Origin of the sequence: Fusobacterium sp., from assembly GCF_032477075.1 — a bacterium.
GTDB lineage: Bacteria > Fusobacteriota > Fusobacteriia > Fusobacteriales > Fusobacteriaceae > Fusobacterium_A.
The window spans coordinates 26045-43994 of record NZ_JAWDXO010000012.1; the positions used below are offsets into that span (position 1 = coordinate 26045).

At 30.2% G+C, this 17950-nt stretch carries 12 protein-coding genes and 1 pseudogene; all 13 read right to left on the reverse strand.

The features are described 5' to 3' along the window. Positions 1-67 precede the first annotated feature (67 nt). Positions 68-1279, reverse strand: a complete 1212-nt coding sequence (locus E6771_RS06705; protein WP_316090451.1) for an FprA family A-type flavoprotein — start codon at positions 1277-1279, stop codon at positions 68-70. A 49-nt stretch (positions 1280-1328) separates the two neighbouring features. Then, positions 1329-3239, reverse strand: a complete 1911-nt coding sequence (locus E6771_RS06710) for an acyl-CoA dehydrogenase family protein (protein ID WP_316090452.1) — start codon at positions 3237-3239, stop codon at positions 1329-1331. Positions 3240-3593: 354 nt separating this feature from the next. Beyond that, positions 3594-5033, reverse strand: a complete 1440-nt coding sequence (locus E6771_RS06715) for a Na+/H+ antiporter NhaC family protein (protein WP_316090453.1) — start codon at positions 5031-5033, stop codon at positions 3594-3596. A gap of 235 nt (positions 5034-5268) precedes the next feature. Next, positions 5269-6582: a sodium-dependent transporter gene (locus E6771_RS06720; protein WP_316090454.1), complete on the reverse strand. Its 1314-nt coding sequence runs from the start codon at positions 6580-6582 to the stop codon at positions 5269-5271. A gap of 72 nt (positions 6583-6654) precedes the next feature. Further along, entirely contained in the window at positions 6655-8364 is a 1710-nt protein-coding gene (locus tag E6771_RS06725; RefSeq protein ID WP_316090455.1) for a proline--tRNA ligase, read from the reverse strand. Positions 8365-8423: 59 nt separating this feature from the next. Beyond that, positions 8424-10484, reverse strand: coding sequence for an ATP-dependent DNA helicase RecG (gene recG / locus E6771_RS06730; RefSeq protein ID WP_316090456.1), 2061 nt, complete (start codon positions 10482-10484; stop codon positions 8424-8426). 81 nt (positions 10485-10565) lie between these two features. Beyond that, positions 10566-11315, reverse strand: a complete 750-nt coding sequence (locus E6771_RS06735; RefSeq protein WP_316090457.1) for a YebC/PmpR family DNA-binding transcriptional regulator — start codon at positions 11313-11315, stop codon at positions 10566-10568. Positions 11316-11373: 58 nt separating this feature from the next. Next, positions 11374-11925: a 5-formyltetrahydrofolate cyclo-ligase gene (locus tag E6771_RS06740; RefSeq protein WP_316090458.1), complete on the reverse strand. Its 552-nt coding sequence runs from the start codon at positions 11923-11925 to the stop codon at positions 11374-11376. Then, positions 11906-12517, reverse strand: a complete 612-nt coding sequence (locus E6771_RS06745; RefSeq protein WP_316090528.1) for a uracil-DNA glycosylase family protein — start codon at positions 12515-12517, stop codon at positions 11906-11908. Before E6771_RS06745 ends, E6771_RS06740 begins: the two co-directional genes overlap by 20 nt. A gap of 10 nt (positions 12518-12527) precedes the next feature. Further along, on the reverse strand, positions 12528-13304 hold the full coding sequence (locus E6771_RS06750; protein WP_316090460.1) for an MBL fold metallo-hydrolase: 777 nt from the start codon (positions 13302-13304) through the stop codon (positions 12528-12530). Between the two features lie 263 nt (positions 13305-13567). Next, positions 13568-15061, reverse strand: coding sequence for a glutathione ABC transporter substrate-binding protein (locus tag E6771_RS06755; protein WP_316090461.1), 1494 nt, complete (start codon positions 15059-15061; stop codon positions 13568-13570). 380 nt (positions 15062-15441) lie between these two features. Continuing rightward, positions 15442-16479, reverse strand: a complete 1038-nt coding sequence (locus tag E6771_RS06760; protein WP_316090462.1) for an LD-carboxypeptidase — start codon at positions 16477-16479, stop codon at positions 15442-15444. A gap of 101 nt (positions 16480-16580) precedes the next feature. After that, positions 16581-17596, reverse strand: a pseudogene (locus E6771_RS06765) (threonine aldolase family protein). Positions 17597-17950 lie beyond the last annotated feature (354 nt).

Below are 17950 nucleotides of genomic sequence, written 5' to 3' on the forward strand. Positions count from 1 at the left end.
CTCATAGTTATTTTTAAATAATAAAAAAAGCTCACTGAGTAAATCAGCAAGCTTTTTTATTATAAAATTATTCCTTTTCTTTCATTGATTCAAGTATACTATCAACAAAAATATCCATTTCTTCAATTGTACTTTCATTCATAGAAGAAGTTAATGTAACTCTTTCATTCAATACAGTCGTTTCCCTCATATCTTCTAAAAACTCCTGCATCAATTTACCAGATTCACAAGCCCAAGAACCATTTTCTAATATACCAAATGTTCTTTTTTGTAAATTTAATGCTTTCATATCCATCAAATAATTATGCATTAATGGATAAATTCCTAAATTATATGTCACAGAAGCCAGCACTACATGGCTGTATTTAAATGTTTCAGATATAAGCTGAGAAACATGAGTTTTAGAAACATCATACATTACTACATTTGTCATTCCTTTCTGTACTAGCTTAGATGCCAGTACAGATACTGCATTTTCTGTATTTCCATACATTGAAGCATATACAATCATTACCCCTTTTTCTTCAGGTTCATATCTGCTCCACTTATCATATTTATCAAGGAAATATCCTAAATCATTACGCCAAACTGGGCCATGTAAAGGACATATAATTTTTATATCTATTCCAGCAGCTTTCTTTAAAAGTGCTTGTACATGAGGACCATATTTTCCAACAATATTTGTATAATAACGTCTTGCATCATCAAGCCACTCTCTATCAAATTTTACTTCATCATTAAATAACTTTCCATCTAAAGCTCCAAAAGACCCAAAAGCATCTGCACTGAATAATACTCCATTAGATAGATCAAAACTTACCATAGCCTCTGGCCAATGTACCATTGGAGCTGCAACAAATAAAATCTCATGTTTTCCAAAAGATACCTTGTCTCCTTCCTTTACCTCTTGAGTCTTTGAACTGTCTATATGAAATCCAAATTGAGTCATAAAATAAAAAGCTTTTTCACTGCTGATAATTTTAACTTTTGGATAACGAAGCATTACTTCTTCTATCATAGCAGCATGATCTGGTTCCATATGATTAATAACCATATAATCTAAAAGTCTTCCATCTAGAACTGTTTGTATATTTTCTATAAATTGACGCCCTATTGACCAATCTACTGTATCAAATAATACAGTTTTTTTATCTAAAAGAAGATATGAATTATATGAAACTCCTCTAGGAATAGGGTGTATATTTTCAAATAGATGAAGACGATGATCATCTCCTCCTACCCAGTATAAATCTTCAGTTATTTTTCTAACATTATGCATGAATTACTCCTCCTTTATGCTTAAAACAGCTTAAATTTTTATAGGTATCTTAAACTTCAATAAACATATCCTTATCTTCTCCACATAATGGACAGATCCATTCCTCAGGAAGAGCTTCAAAAAGAGTTCCTGGTTTTATATCATTTTCTTCATCTCCAACAGCTGGATCGTACTCATACCCACATCCGTTGCAGACATGAAGTTTCCAAGTAGGTTTTTCTTTTTTAGGAATAGCTCTCTTCATTTTTTTCATTGGAGGAGCTTCTTTTTTAGGCTCTCCATTATCCAATGCAGCTGTAAGTAAAGGAAGTATTTCTTCTACAGTTCCTATTATTCCATAGTCAGCATTTTTAAATATAGGTGCATTTGGATTATTATTAATCGCAACTATTGTTGTAGCATCTTTTATTCCTTTTAAGTGTTGCCCTGCTCCAGAAATTCCACAAGCTATATACAGATTTCCATTAAATTTTTGTCCAGACATTCCAACATAACGATTCAATGGAAGATATCTCAAAGTTTCAGCTACTGGTCTAGATGATCCAATGGCAGCTCCAGCTTGTATAGCTAGTTTTTTAATAAGTTCCATATTTTCTTTTGGTCCAATTCCTTTTCCAGCACTTACTACACGGTCAGCTTTTGATATAGGAGTATCTAAATCTATCCCTACTGTAAAGTCATAACCATCAGCTTTTAAAGCTTCTACCAGAGCTTCTACTTTCTCTTTTGCATTTCCTTCTTTTAATATTATATTTTTACGAACACCTGTTGGAAGACCTTTTGAAGATGGCTTTTTAGATCCGCCATCACTTTTAGGCATTTTACCAATTAAATGAGAAGCAATAACCACTCTCTGAATTTCATTTGTTCCTTCATAAATAGTACAAATTTTTGCGTCACGATAAGCACGTTCTACTTCCATTCCTTTAAGATATCCAGTTCCTCCAAAAATTTGCAATGCCTCATTCACAATTTCCAAGCATACATCAGAAGCATATTGTTTTGCCATAGCAGATTCCATGGCATAATCTTCATGATTTTCCTTTAATTCTGCAGCACTGTATACTAAAAATCTTGCTGCTCTCAATTTTGTTGCCATATCAGCTAATTTAAATGAAATTACCTGCTGAAAAGCAATAGGTTTTCCAAATTGTTCTCTTTCTTTTGCATATGCAAGAGCATTTTCAAAAGCACCTTGAGCAATTCCAAGTGCTTGAGAAGCTATCCCTATTCTGCCACCATCCAGTGTGAACATAGCAATTTTAAATCCTTCTCCTTCTTTCCCTAAAAGGTTTTCTTTTGGCACTTTTACATTATTAAATATCAATTCAGCAGTTGAAGATGAACGAATACCCATCTTATCATAATGATCTCCAAATGTGAATCCTTCCCATCCTTTTTCAACTATAAAAGCACTTATTCCTCTAGTTCCTATATCAGGAGTTGTAACTGCAAAAACTATATAAGTTTCTGCTTTATCAGCATTTGTTATAAATATTTTTCCACCATTGAGAATATAATAGTCTCCTTCTAATACTGCTGTTGTTTCAGTACCACCAGCATCACTTCCTGCATTTGGTTCTGTAAGTCCAAAGGCTCCTAATTTTTCTCCCTTTGCCAGTGGTACTAAATATTTTTGTTTTTGTTCCTCAGTTCCATAAGCAAAAATAGGATATGAACCTAAAGAAACATGAGCTGATAATATTACTCCTGTTCCTCCATCTACTCTTGATAATTCCTCAACAGCAATCGCATAACTAAGTGTATCTAAACCAGCTCCACCATATTCTTTTGGAAATGGTGTTCCCAATATTCCCATTTCACCTAATTTTTTTACTGCCTCAGTTGGAAATTCATTCTCCTTATCTAACATAAAGGCTATGGGCTTTACCTCTGTTTCAGCAAATTCTCTGATTTTCATACGCAAATTTTCATGATCTTCTGTTGTTTTAAAAAACATATACTGCCTCCTTTTGTTTTAATATTCCAAGTGACTCTTAAAACTTTTTTATAATGGATACAAAATTAAATTTAATGTTTTTTTACTATATATACATAGTATCATTGTGGACTTTTAATGTCAACTATAATTTTTGTTTTTTATTGGTGAATTTTTATTTTAAATAGAACAATTTATAATGAATTTTATTATTTTTTATTAAAATTTTCAAAAAATCTAAAAAAATTTTCTTTAGTATATGTTATTATAAAATTATTCGATCAATTTCTTCTATTTCATTTTTTATTTATAATTTTTTTATAACAATAAAAAAGCAGCTCTGTAAAGTTCAAAGCTGCTTAAAATCAATTATTTTTACTTACTGAAAAGATTAAATATAATTCTTTCCTTCTTAATTTTTATTTCTTTTTTACTTTTATTTTCAAGTTTACTTGTTCCTATTTCTGTTATATTAAAAAATAAATTTACAGCTAATAAAGCTATTGGAAAAAATAGATAAGGTATTACTTTTACCATATCCACACCTAAAGTTCCTGCTATAAATATTCCAGGTACACTCCATGGAACAAGAGTTATTCCCACTGTTCCAGTTGCTTCTACTATTCTTGTTATATTTTTATTTTTTAAATTAAACTTTTCAAAAAGTGGGAGAAAAATAGATATTGGAAGAATAATTGCCAGAAGTTGTGCTCCTGTTACAAAACCTACTCCAAAAGAAACTAAAAATACAGTTACTGTAAGTTGTCTGGAATTCTTTATTCCTGACTGTATCTTACTCAAGAGATTATCAAAAGAATGGCATTCATTTATTATTCCAATAAGGCATCCTATAAATATTATAATTATTACAGTTCCACTTACCTCATTCATTCCTCCTCTAGCAAACAATTTTGTTACTGAAGGATCATTAAACTTTTGATTTACTCCTAATATTGTGCTTCTCATTATATCTACAGTTTTGAAGTTTTGAAATATAAAGCTACTCAATACTCCCATTATTACTGAAGAAAAAAGAACTATATTTGATGGTATTCTTTTTACTCCCAAAATTATGACAATAAGAGGAACTAAAAGAAGTACCGGAGTTATATTAAATACTGTTTCCAGTTCTGTTAAAAATCCATTTATGTTTTCTAAGTTTATATTCTCCACTACTATATTATTTCCAACTATTGTAAATCCTATTATAGCAATAATAAAGGCTGGTATTGTATCCATAAGCATATACTGTATATGTTCAAAAAGATCTGTTTTTCCAAGTGCAGCAGATATATTTGTTGTATCTGAAAGTGGTGACATTTTATCTCCTAAAAAAGCTCCTGATACTATTGCTCCCGCTGTAATCTCAAGAGGTATCCCAACTTGTTTAGCTATTATTATAAATGATACTCCAATTGTTCCTATAGATGTGAAAGATGTTCCTGTTATAACCGCTACAGCTCCAGTCATAGCCATAACAATTGGAACAAAAAATCTAAAATCTATTATTTTAAAACCCCAATAGACCATAGATGGAATTATTCCTCCTATTATCCAGCTGCTTACAATAAGTCCTACCAAAATAACTGTAAGGAGTGCTGGAAATACTCTTTTTACACCACTTCCCATTGCTTCTTCAATATTCTTAAGAGTTTCCCCTCTCATAAAGGCTATTGTTCCTGATACTACTACTCCTGCAAGTATAGGAGGAACCACACCTGTTCTCCATTGAAGTATCGATATCTCTCCAAATACTATAATAAAAATTATTGGAAGAATATCCATAATCAAACTTTTTTTAATCTTTTCTCTCATTTTCATCTCTCCTCTTTCTGCATAAAAAAAGCCTTCTTACATAAAATTGTAAAAAGGCAAAATAATACAAAAAGACATTTCCTAAAAAGGAGATTTTTAATATATTACTAAATTAATTATTTTCCTATACTACAATTCTACTATTCTACATAATTTTACTTTTTCACTGCTTCTACTGTTCTACTGTATTACTTCCTTATGATTATAATTAATTTAATCTATTTTGTCAAGACCCTTATCCTATACTTCCATAAATAAGTCCTAAAATTATTATTACTATTGTTCCTGGAATAAATATATATCTCCCAAACCATAATATTATATTTCCACTTTTAAAATTACTTCCTTTGTTGATTTCAGCCACTACTTTATTTTTATCTATACAATAAAAGTAAATTCCTAGAGATATAACTGCTCCTAATGGAATAAGAATAACTGAAACAAAATCAGCAAATTTTCCAAAATAATTCATATTTAAGTCCAAAAGCAATCCTATAATCAAAGCTATAAACCCTACTATTACAGCAGATTTTTTTCTTGAAAAACTAAATTTATTCATAAATGATTCTACTGGTACTTCCAGTTGATTAATGGCAGATGAGAGAGCAGCAAATATAATACTTAAGAAAAATATTCCTCCAAGTAACCTTCCTCCTGGAATCTGTGAAAAAATTGCTGGTATTGTTATAAATAAAAGTGAAGGTCCTGCTCCTGCATCCAATCCAAAAGCAAAAGCTGCTGGTATTATTATAAATCCAGCCATGAGAGCTGCTATTGTATCGAGAAAACAAGTCTGAATTACACTTTCAAATATATTTACATCATCTCCAAGATAACTTCCATATACCAAGAGTGCTGATCCACTCAATCCAACTGTAAAAAATGCCTGTCCTAATGCCATTATCCATGTCATTGGCTCTTTAAGCATATTCCAATTAGGCTGAAGAAGAAAATTAACTCCAGATACAGCATTTGGCAAAGTCAGTGATCTTATCATAAGTCCTAAAAATATTACAAACATTAAAGGCATTATTATTTTATTTATCTTTTCTATCCCTTTTACAACTCCAAAAGATATAACTGTTACACTAAAGATTATTCCCACTATATGCCATGGAATAGAAGCTCTCTGTCCTGCAAGTTGACCAAAATACTCTCCATACTCAACATGATTTATAGTTCCAGTTAGATATGAAAAAAAGTATCTTATTACCCAACCAAAAACTATAACATAAAATATAAATACTCCTGTAACTGATACTATAGGAACTACTGAAAGATATTTTTTAAAAGGTATTTTAGTATTTTTTATTACCTCAGGTAAACCAAATATTCCTTTTTTCATCATTCTTCCAAAGGATATTTCTCCTACAAGACCAACTACTGCAAATAATGCAATAAATATGAAATATGGTATAAGAAATGCTGCTCCTCCATATTTTCCTAATTTCCAAGAAAATAACCATATATTCCCAAGTCCAATAGCTGCTCCAACACATGAAAGCATGAATCCTATTTTTCCTGTAAAACTTTCTCTTTTTTCACTCATAATATCCCCCATTAAAATAATTAAAAAAGAGGCAGGTCGAAAAATTCATCTGCCTCTTCAACTTTATTGCAATTAATATTTTTTCATAAGTTCTCTCACCGTTGAAACTACATTATCCTTAGATATTTCAATAGTTTCTCCTGTTCTTCTAATCTTAAGTTCCACAATTCCTTCTCCAGCTTTTTTACCAGAAACAACTTTAAATGGAAATCCAATAAGATCTGCATCTTTAAATTTAAATCCAGGTCTTTCATCTCTGTCATCTATCATAGATTCTATTCCATCATTTAAAAGAGCTTCATATATTTCTTCAGCTACCTTTACCTGCTCTTCATTTTTTATATTAGCAGGAATAACATCAACAATATATGGTGCCAAAGCAGTAGGCCAAATAATTCCAAATTCATCATTGTTCTGTTCTATTGTAGAAGCGAGAGTTCTTGATATTCCTATTCCATAACATCCCATAACCATAACTTTACTTTCACCTTTATCATCAAGGAAAGTTGCATTCATAGCTTTTGAATATTTATCTCCAAGTTTAAAAATATGTCCTACTTCTATCCCTCTTGCACTATGAAGTTTTCCTCCACATCTTTCACATGTTTCTCCTGCTTTTACAGTTTTTATATCTGCAACTATATCAGCTTTATAATCTCTTCCATAATTTACATTTATGTAGTGAGTATCAAGATTATTTCCTCCAGCAGTATGATTATTGATTTCAGTTACAGCAGTATCTGCAACTACTTTTATATTTTCTATTTTTATTCCATATGGTCCAATAAATCCTTTTATAAACCCATAATTTTCAATTTCTTCATCTGTAAGAAGAACTACATCTACAGCATTGATTACATTTTTAAGCTTAGTTTCATTTACTTCATAATCACCTCTTATGAGAACCATATACACTTGATCATTCCCCATATCTCTATACATCATAGCTTTTACAGTTTTACTGTAAGGAATATTAAGAAATTGAACTATATCATGTATCTTAGACACATTTGGAGTATCTATCAATTCTGCATTTTTTATCTCTTCTTTTGGGGCTGCTTCTACATTGCTTACAGCAGTTTCCACATTTGCTGCATATGAACAAGAATCACAGTATATGATTTCATCTTCTCCTGAATCTGCTAATACATGAAACTCTTGAGAACCACTTCCTCCTATTGCTCCTGAATCTGCTTCTACTGGTCTGAATTTAAGCCCACACCTTGAAAATATTCTTGAATAGGTATCTCTCATATTTAAAAATTCTTCATCTAATGACTCAGCTGTTGCATGAAAAGAGTATCCATCTTTCATGACAAATTCTCTTCCTCTCATAAGTCCAAATCTTGGTCTTATTTCATCTCTAAATTTAGTTTGAATTTGATAAAGACTTAATGGCAATGCTTTATATGAAGATATATCATTTCTTATCAGGTCTGTTACAACTTCTTCATGAGTTGGTCCTAATACAAAATCTCTTTTATTTCTATCTTGAAGCTTCATCATTAAAGGTCCCATTACATCCCATCTTCCACTTTCTTTCCATAATTCAGCTGGTTGAAGTACTGGCATCAATATTTCCTGTGATCCTGCTCTATTCATTTCTTCTCTTACTATATTTTCCACTTTTCTTAAAGCTTTATATCCTAATGGTAAATATGTATAAACTCCACTTGTAAGTTTTTTTATCATACCTGCTCTCAATAGAAGTTTATGACTTGCTGTTTCTGCTTCTTTTGGAGTTTCCTTAAGTGTTTTTATATAACTCTTACTAAATCTCATTTTACCCTCCGAATTTTCTATAATTTACTCTATATTCTATCATATTTTAATTTTTTTTTCTAATTTTCTTTAAACTTTTCTTCAATGTCATATTTCAGATATCTATTTTTTATTATTCCCTTGTTTTCTTTGAGATAATCTGTACAGATATCCTTCACAAGCTTGATAGTTTTTACATCATGAACTATGTCTGTAAATTTAAGATCACTAAATCCACTTTGTTTTGTTCCAAATATCTCTCCTGATTTTCTAAGTTTTAAATCTTCTTCTGCTATCTTAAATCCATCCTGTGTCTCTTCCATTACTTGAAGTCTGGATTTAGATACTGCATTATCTGTTCTTGATACTAGAAAACAGTAAGATTGATATTCTCCTCTTCCTACTCTTCCTCTTAATTGATGAAGAGCAGAAAGTCCAAATCTTTCAGCATTATTTATTACCATAACTGTAGCATTTGGCACATCTACTCCGACTTCAATAACAGTAGTAGATACCATAATATCCAGTTCCTTGTTTTTAAAACTGCTCATTATTTCATCTTTATCGGCGTTCTTCATTCTTCCATGAAGTACTCCTATTCTATAATCAGGAAGATATTTGTTCACTTCTTCAAGAAGTTCCTCTGTAGATTTAGCTGCTAGTTTTTCACTTTCCTCTATAAGAGGTGCTACAAAATATGCCTGTCTTCCTTGAGATAATTTTTTCCCAATAAATTCATACATAGTCTTTGTTTCATCTATTGTAGCTATCCACTTAGTTTTTATAGGTTTTCTTCCTGGAGGAAGCTCATCTATTACTGATACATCTAAATCCCCGTAAATACTCAATGCCAATGATCTTGGAATTGGTGTCGCACTCATTACTACTAAATTAGCGAGAACTCCCTTATCTCTCAATAGTTTTCTTTGTACTACACCAAATCTATGCTGTTCATCTATTATTATTAGACCAAGCCTTTCAAATTCTACATTTTCTTCTATAAGAGCATGAGTTCCTATTACTATATCAACTTCTCCCTCTTTTATTGAATCCAGAAGTTTCTGTTTAACTTTCCCTTTAAAACTTCCTGTAAGAAGTTCCACTTTTACTCCAAGTTTTTCAAATTTATCTTTTACAGAAAGATAATGCTGTACTGCAAGTATCTCTGTTGGTGCCATTAATACTCCCTGATATGAATTTTCTACCATGTAAAGCAAAAGAACCATAGATACTATTGTTTTTCCACTTCCTACATCTCCCTGTATAAGTCTGTTTATTATTCTTCCATTAGAAAGATCTCTGTATATTTCTGTTATGACTTTTTTTTGCGCTTTTGTCAGAGAAAAAGTTAACTTTTCAAGATATTCTTTTACTAAGGTTTTTTTATCCTCAAGTTCATATTTACTTGTATTCCGGCTATCCATTTCGAATCTTTTCTGAAGGATTCCCATTTCTAAAACTAATAGTTCTTCTATAGCAAATCTTCTTTTTGCCTCTTCAAGATTTTTGCTATTAGTTGGAAAATGTATTTCCTTCATTGCATGTTCTCGATCCATTACTTTATATTTTTTCAATATCTCCTCTGGAATATTTTCCTGAAAAATATATAATTTACTTTTCACAGCTTCTTTCATCAATTTTCGAAGAGTATTCTGTGGCATTTCTTTGCTTGTACTATATATGGGAAGTATTTCTCCTGCTTCAAGTTTCTGCTGATTACTTCCTAATTTGAATTCTGGATTTACCAGCTGATATATATAACCTCTTTTTATCTGACCAATGAATATATATTCCTCTCCTATCTTTAAAGTTTTTCTGAGATAGGGCATTTGAAACCATACCAGTTCTATTATCCCTGTATTGTCGGTAGCTGTTGCCTTGACCATCTTCAGCCCCGACCTAGTGGGGGGTGCACTCACAGTAAGAAGAGTTGCTTTGAGAACTACATATTCATCTCCACGAAGATCTCCTATTTTCATGATATTAGTTCTGTCATCATATGCTCTTGGGAAATAGTAAAATAAATCATACAAAGATTTTATTCCCAGTCTTTTCAGCTTATTTGTATTTTTTTCATCGAAATACTTTATTTCAGCATCTTCTATAGGCTGATACATATCTCTGTACTCTTCTTTTTTCATCTAAATTTCCCTCCTTTTATATAAAAATTATGAGGCAGCTCAAAACTAAAATAATTTTGAACCCCCTCACTATACTTTTTTCTAATCTAATTGATCTAGTAATTCCTCTGCAATATCAAAGTTAGCATAAACATCTTGAACATCGTCAAGATCATCTAATGCATCATAAAGAACCATTACTTTCTTAGCAGTCTCAAGATCAGTGATCTCAACTTTATTTTCTGGATTCATTGAAATTTCAGCTTCTTCATAAGTATATCCTGCTGCTTTCAGATTTTCAAGAACAGTTTGAAATTCAGTATAATCAGTAATAACTTCAAATATTCCATCTTCTTCAGATACATCCTCTGCTCCTGCCTCTAAAGCTGCCATCATGAATTCATCAGAATCTACTCCTTCAGATTTTACAGTGATAACTCCCTGTTTTTTAAACATCCAAGCAACAGCACCATCAGTTCCAAGATTTCCACCTTTTCTAGTGAAAGTCATTCTTACTTCTGAAGCTGATCTATTTTTATTATCTGTAACTACATCAACTATAAAAGCAGTTCCTGCTGGTCCATAACCTTCATATCTGATTTCAGAAAATTCTACTCCTTCTAGTTCTCCAGTCCCTTTTTTTATAGCTCTTTCTAATATATCCTTAGGCATATTTCCAGCTTTTGCTTTCTCTATTGCAAGTCTGAGTCTAGGGTTGAAATTTGGATCTCCTCCACCTTCTTTAGCTGCTATTGTTAGTTCTCTCCCAAATTTAGTGAATAATTTTGCTCTCTTTCTATCTTGAGCACCTTTTCTATGCTGAATATTATTCCATTTACTATGTCCTGACACAAAAAACCTCCTAATTTTTCTTAATAATATAAAATTTTATCACATTAGCTTAGATTTTTCAATATTTCTTAACTTCAATCATACTATTTTTTAAAAAAATGATATCTACTTTTTTATCATGTTCTTCATTTTCTATTTTTTCTACCAATTGAAAATCATAAGCAATAGATATTTTTACAGAATCTGGATAGTTTCCTAAAAATCTATCATAATATCCTCTTCCAAATCCTATTCTGTTTCCATCTTTATCAAAAGCTATTCCTGGAACCACTATCAAGTCTATTTTTCCAGTGTATTTATCTCCAATAGGTTCTTCTATTCCCATAGCTCCTTTTTGAAAACCTCTTCCATATTCTACAGCTTCCATTTTTTCTTTTCCTGCTGTTCTTGGAAGTAGAAGTTTTTTCCCTGCTTTTATTAAAGCTTCATTTATTTCATGAGTATCTATTTCATTTCTAAAGCTCATATAACTCATTATTATTTGTGCTTCTCGAAAATATCTGCTTTTCAATAAAGCTTTTGTTATTTTTTCACTAGTTTCTTTCACTTCAAAAGAAGGAAGTAGTTCTCTTTTTTCTCTTATACAATTTCTAATACTCTTCTTCTCCATATCCTTTTGACATCTCCTCTTTCAAAAGTTTGAGATCGCTCCAGAATTCTATAGCTACTTTAGATTTTTTTCCGCTGTCATTTCTAGATTTTTTTACAAAATTCACGTCATAAGTCAAAAGAAGTTTTATTCCACCAATCCATTGAATAAATTTTCCTCTTTCCTCTCCTATTTTTACTTCTCTTTTAAGAAGAGCTCTTGCTGCTTCAGATCCTAATGCCACAACTATTTGAGGATTTATAAGAGCTATCTGCATATCCAGCATTTCCAACAATTCATTTTGATCATCTTCCATATAATCTCTAAATTTGCAATCTTTTTTGGCAAGTGTAGTTATGTAGTATTCATCTGGCACTATTCCTTCTATATCACATAATTTTATAAGGAATTCTCCACTAGAACCAGAAGCAACTTTTAAATCATCATTTTGATAAAGATCTGGATCATCTCCTATAAAAAGTACAGGGGCCTCTTTATTTCCGCTTCCTATAAGAAGCTTTCTATCAGCTCCCTCTCCATAATTATTTCCAAGACCTCCTACTTCAAACTTTATAGTTTCCCAAAGTTCTCCTACTTCTTCATTTATCATTATCTACACCTCCTTACAGCTCAAAAACATCTGTTACTTTATCCTGCATAGCTATTTCAAAATCAAGTTTTATATTACTGGTTAAAAGCTCTTCTCTTAAAGTATTTCTCACTATATCATAATTGTTACTATCCTTACTGATATGAGCAAGATATACTTTTCTTAATCTTTCAGTATACATATCTTTTATAAATTTAGCTGCATCATTATTAGAAAGATGACCATTTCTGCTTTTTACCCTTGCTTTCAAATCCCATGGATAACTGCATTTCATAAGCATATTATAATCATAATTACATTCAATAATCATAATATCTACTTCTTTAAAATATTCCTTTACTGTATTGCTTACATAACCTATATCTGTTGATATAGCCATTCTTTTTCCACATTCAGTTTCTAATCTGTATCCTATGGTTCTTTCTGCATCATGCATTACATCAAAAGGACGTACTTTTATTCCATCTTTTAAAAAAAAGTCCTTTGTTATAAATCTTAAATTTTTATCAGAAATTTTTCCAAGCTTACTCTCTCCTGCAGTATAACTTTCAGGTGTTATATATATTGGAATGTTATATTTCCTTGATATTATTCCTGCTCCCTGTATATGATCTGTATGCTCATGTGTTATCAGCAAAGCATCTATTTCATTTATATCCCTATCTATACATTTTAATTTTTCTTCTATTTTTTTGCAGCTAAAACCTGCATCAACTAAAAGCTTGATACCATCATTCTCCACAAAAATAGAGTTTCCACTACTTCCACTTCCTAAAATTGAAACTTTCATTTATTATTTCCCTTCTAAAATAAAAAATTATTAACATATAAATTATATCGTAAATTACTTTTTTATACAACTGTTATTCTCACTATGAAAACTTAGAACTAAATATTTTTTTTATTTTTGAAATTTTATTTTTTTCTTTGTAACATTTCTGTCACAATTCATTGATATATTATGTGTATAAAATCTTTCCCCAAGATGTTTTATATATAGATGAGAATAGCAGAGCAAACCTCCCTGTTTGTTCTGCTATTTTTATTTTTTTATTATTTACTTACATGTATCAAACGATGCTCACTTTCGGCATCTAATATAAATCCTTTTATTGTTTTTTGTAAACCTACATTATCATATGGATATACAAGAACAAGCATTGGAACTTCCTCCTGAACTATATTTTGAGCTTCTTTATAATATTTAATTCTATCCTCTGGAACTGTGCTTTCTCTTCCCATATCAAGAAGCTGATCCATTCTTGAATTATTGAAATATGTTCTATTCCCTGAACTTCCATGATTTTTAGAATGGAATAAAGCATACAAAGCCGAGTCAGAATCTGGGCTTGAAGTCCATCCTAATAAAAACATATCATGTTCTCCTCTTGCCAATCTATCAAGATATGAACCCCATTCTAATATTTCTATTTGAAGATCTATTCCTATTTGTTTCAATTGGTCTTGAAGGATAACAGCTATATCTCTTCTTACTGTATTATCATTTAACCATATTTTTGTTTTAAATCCATTTGGATATCCTGCTTGTGCTAAAAGTTCCTTGGCTTTAGCTATATCAAAAGAATATTTTTTAGCATCTTTACTATATCCAAATACGCTAGGAGATACTGGTGAATTTGCTTCATTAGCTGCTCCTAAATATACTGCATCTATAATACTCTGTCTATCCACAGCATAAGCTATTGCCTGTCTTACAAGTTTATTATCAAAAGGAGCTTTTTTAGTATTAAATCCAAGATAATTTATATTCATTGCTGGTTCTTGAATAAGATTTAAATCTGAATGTTCTTTAACCATTTTTAAATCAACAGGATCTATATCATATGCAATATCTGCTTCTTTTGTTTCTAAAGATATTGTTCTGTTTACTCCTTCTGGAATAACTCTAAAGACCAATGTATCTATTGCTGGTTTTCCTTTAAAATAGTTAGGATTTGCTTTCAAAGTAACTTTATCTCCTGATCTCCAAGAATCAAAGATAAATGGTCCTGTACCTATTGGTTGTTGTCCATAATCATTCCCTGCTGCTTTCACTGCTTTTTCATTTAAAATAGCAGCACCTTTATGAGCTAGATAATTTGTTAATGGTCCAAAAGGTTTTGTTGTTGTTATTTTAACCGTACTATCATCTACAGCTTCTATTTTATCTACATCATAAAAAAAACTCATTAAACTTGGAGCTTCTTTAGCTCTAGTCAGACTAAATACAACATCTGAAGCTTTTAATGGATCTCCATTATGAAATTTAATATCTTTTCTTAAATGCAAAACTAAAGTTAATGGGTCTATCTGTTCCCAACTTTCTGCTAATGCTGGAACAAGTTTCATATTTGTATCTCTTTCTATCAAAGTATCATAAATATTAAGATATACTCTGTGTGATGGAACGTCATTTGAAGCTGTTGGATCCATACTTTTTGCATCTGCATTCTGTGCTACAACTACAGTAGTTTCAGCATAAACTGCATTAAAACTAAATAAAGCAATCATCATAAACATCAAAATTGTAAATATTTTCTTTTTCATAAATGGTTCCCTCCTAATATTTCCAATCTGTAACAATATAAGTATACTCTATTAATATCTAAAATCAAGATGATTTTTGAAATTTTATTTTTTTCTTTGTAACAATTTTGCCATAATTACTTGATATATTAAACATATAAAATCTTTCCCCAAGATGTTTTAATATATAAGTATATGAAAATAGCAGACAGTAAAAAACTGATCTGCTATTTTCATATTTTTTATTTATGTTAATTAAATAAGGTCTTGCTGATTTTCAAAGATTATACTCTTATATCTTCATGACTTCCTGATCTAATTGCTTCTACAGTAATTGTTTATTTTTATCTTCATATAGATTCTATTTCTAAAACCTTCATTATAAAATATATAAGATAAAATTAATATACTGTTGGATTCTCTAAAAAAGTTATCGTTTTTTCTTCACAATTTAACTCTGCTACAATTCCATATGGAATTATTCCTATTGGTTTAGAATGTCCAAAATTTATGTTATAAAAAATAGGAAGATTTACTAATTTTTCCTCATTAACTACAACATCTTTAATTGCTGTTTTATACTCTTCATAAAATACTTCCCCTTGTGGCTTTCCTACAATGATCCCATTTATTACATTTAGTATTCCTTGAGCAGCAAGATTTCTAAAAGTCCATTTAATAAATTCTGGTGATGGTTTATCTTCACTTGTTTCAATAAATAATATGGAATTTGTCCATTTGTCTAAAGTTGGCCAAATTTTTGTACAATTAACCATCATAAACACATCTATACATCCACCTAAAAGATGCCCTTTTGTAATTCCAGTTCCATTTATAACTTCATAACCATGTATATCTTTTTTCATTGTATGTGATATATTTATATTATTTTTTTCCCATAAAATATATTCATCTGTCCATTCCAAACTTGGAAGAAGAGAATATTTATTCCATTCTCCAAATAATATATCATTAACAGCATTTTGAGTATAATCAAACATTTTTACATATTCACCAAATTCACACATTATGGAAGGTCCATAAAATGATATAAGCCCTGCTTTGTGCATCATAAAATGATTTATAGTACTGTCTGAATATCCCATAAATATTTTAGGATTATTTTGTATGATTTCTAAATCAATATATGGAAGTATACGTATTGTATCTTCTCCCCCAATAGCACAAAAGACAGCTGAAATTGATTTATCTAAAAATGCATCCATTAAATCTTTAGCTCTTAATTCTGGATGTTGTGCTATAAATTCACTGCCTTTCAATGCATTCGGCATACAGATAACTTCTAATTGAAAATCTTTTTCCAGTCTCTCTTTTGCAATATAAAATTTATGAATAAAGTTTTCATCTCCTAGTCCACCCCATGAAAGACTGACAATAGCAATTTTATCACCTTTTTTTAATCTCTTTGGTTTTATCATTCAGATACCTTTCTTTCACAAAATGAAGAACTTTTATTTTATTTCTTAATGAAAAATTTAAAAAAATTCAGTTAATTAAAATAAATTTATTCTTTTAAATTTTAATTATATTTTTTGCATAATTCTTCAAAATCCTTTAAAAACTCATCTACATGTTCTTTTTTAGTTGCCCAAGATGTAACAAAACGTATAGCAGAATACTTTTCGTCTATTTTTTCCCAGAATTCATATCTATATTTTTTATCTATTTCTTCTATCATTTCCACTGGAAATATTGGAAATTGCTGATTTGTATATGAATCTGTTTTTAGCTTAAATCCTTTATCTAAAAATGCTTTTTTTAATGTCATAGCCATTTCATTAGAATGTTTTCCTACTTGATAATAATTATCACCTTTAAATAATTCAGCAAACTGTACTCCTAAAAGTCTTCCTTTCGCTAAAGTAGCTCCTTTTTGCTTTGTGATACGTATAAATTGGCTCTTTCTTAATTCTTCATTAATTATTACTAAAGCTTCTCCAAACAGAAGTCCACATTTTGTTCCACCTATATAAAAAACATCTGAATATTTTGGATAATCTTCAAGTTTTAAATCATTTTTTTCTGAAGCTAAGGCTGAAGCAAGTCTTGCTCCATCAATATATAATAAAGATCAATAAGTTCCTGTTTACTATAAAGAGTTCCTATCTCTGTAGGATTTGATATATATACCATTTTAGGCTGTACCATGTGAGTATCTTCATGAAGATCAACAGACTTGCTTATAATTTCTACATCTAATTTTCCATCTCCTGAAGTTTTTAATTCAATTACTTTATGTCCAGTAGCTTCTATAGCTCCACCTTCATGTACACTTATGTGTCCAGTATCTGCAGCTATTACTGCCTCATGAGGACGAAGGGAGTGAGCTATTGTAAGCAGATTTGTTTGAGTTCCTCCTACCAAAAGACGCACATAACAGTCATCACACTTAATACTTTTCTTTATTGCTTCTATAGCCTGAGCTGTATATTCATCTTCACCATATCCAACTGTTTGTTCCATATTTGTTTTCAATAAAGCTTCCATTACATATGGTAATGCTCCTTCACTGTAATCGTTTTTAAAACTTATCATCTTTTCCTCCTTATGCAGCCTTTTATTTCTATAAAAAATCACACCCTGTATAAGAAAATTATAATAAGTTTATTTATATTTGTAAAGATTTCTTTTATATGTATTTGTATATTTTGAAATTTTTACAGCTCTATTTTATTAGAATAAATTTTTTCTGGTTATTTTAAACATATTTTTCAAAATAGTTTATTCTAAGTTATCTCTATTTTATCCTTAAATTCTATATAAAAAAAATGAAATTTTATATTATCATTTTGCCTAATGCTAATTATTCAAACAAAATTCTTGAATTTTTAGTCAAAATGTGGTATTTTTCTTTATAATAAATAAGTTTTCTTTTTTCTTGAAAAATGC

Coding starts and splice junctions, on each gene's coding strand:
- E6771_RS06705 (WP_316090451.1), bottom strand. CDS start 1,279: ATGCATAATGTTAGAAAAATAACTGAAGATTTATACTGGGTAGGAGGA.
- E6771_RS06710 (WP_316090452.1), bottom strand. CDS start 3,239: ATGTTTTTTAAAACAACAGAAGATCATGAAAATTTGCGTATGAAAATC.
- E6771_RS06715 (WP_316090453.1), bottom strand. CDS start 5,033: ATGAGAGAAAAGATTAAAAAAAGTTTGATTATGGATATTCTTCCAATA.
- E6771_RS06720 (WP_316090454.1), bottom strand. CDS start 6,582: ATGAGTGAAAAAAGAGAAAGTTTTACAGGAAAAATAGGATTCATGCTT.
- E6771_RS06725 (WP_316090455.1), bottom strand. CDS start 8,364: ATGAGATTTAGTAAGAGTTATATAAAAACACTTAAGGAAACTCCAAAA.
- recG (WP_316090456.1), bottom strand. CDS start 10,484: ATGAAAAAAGAAGAGTACAGAGATATGTATCAGCCTATAGAAGATGCT.
- E6771_RS06740 (WP_316090458.1), bottom strand. CDS start 11,925: ATGGAGAAGAAGAGTATTAGAAATTGTATAAGAGAAAAAAGAGAACTA.
- E6771_RS06750 (WP_316090460.1), bottom strand. CDS start 13,304: ATGAAAGTTTCAATTTTAGGAAGTGGAAGTAGTGGAAACTCTATTTTT.
- E6771_RS06755 (WP_316090461.1), bottom strand. CDS start 15,061: ATGAAAAAGAAAATATTTACAATTTTGATGTTTATGATGATTGCTTTA.
- E6771_RS06760 (WP_316090462.1), bottom strand. CDS start 16,479: ATGATAAAACCAAAGAGATTAAAAAAAGGTGATAAAATTGCTATTGTC.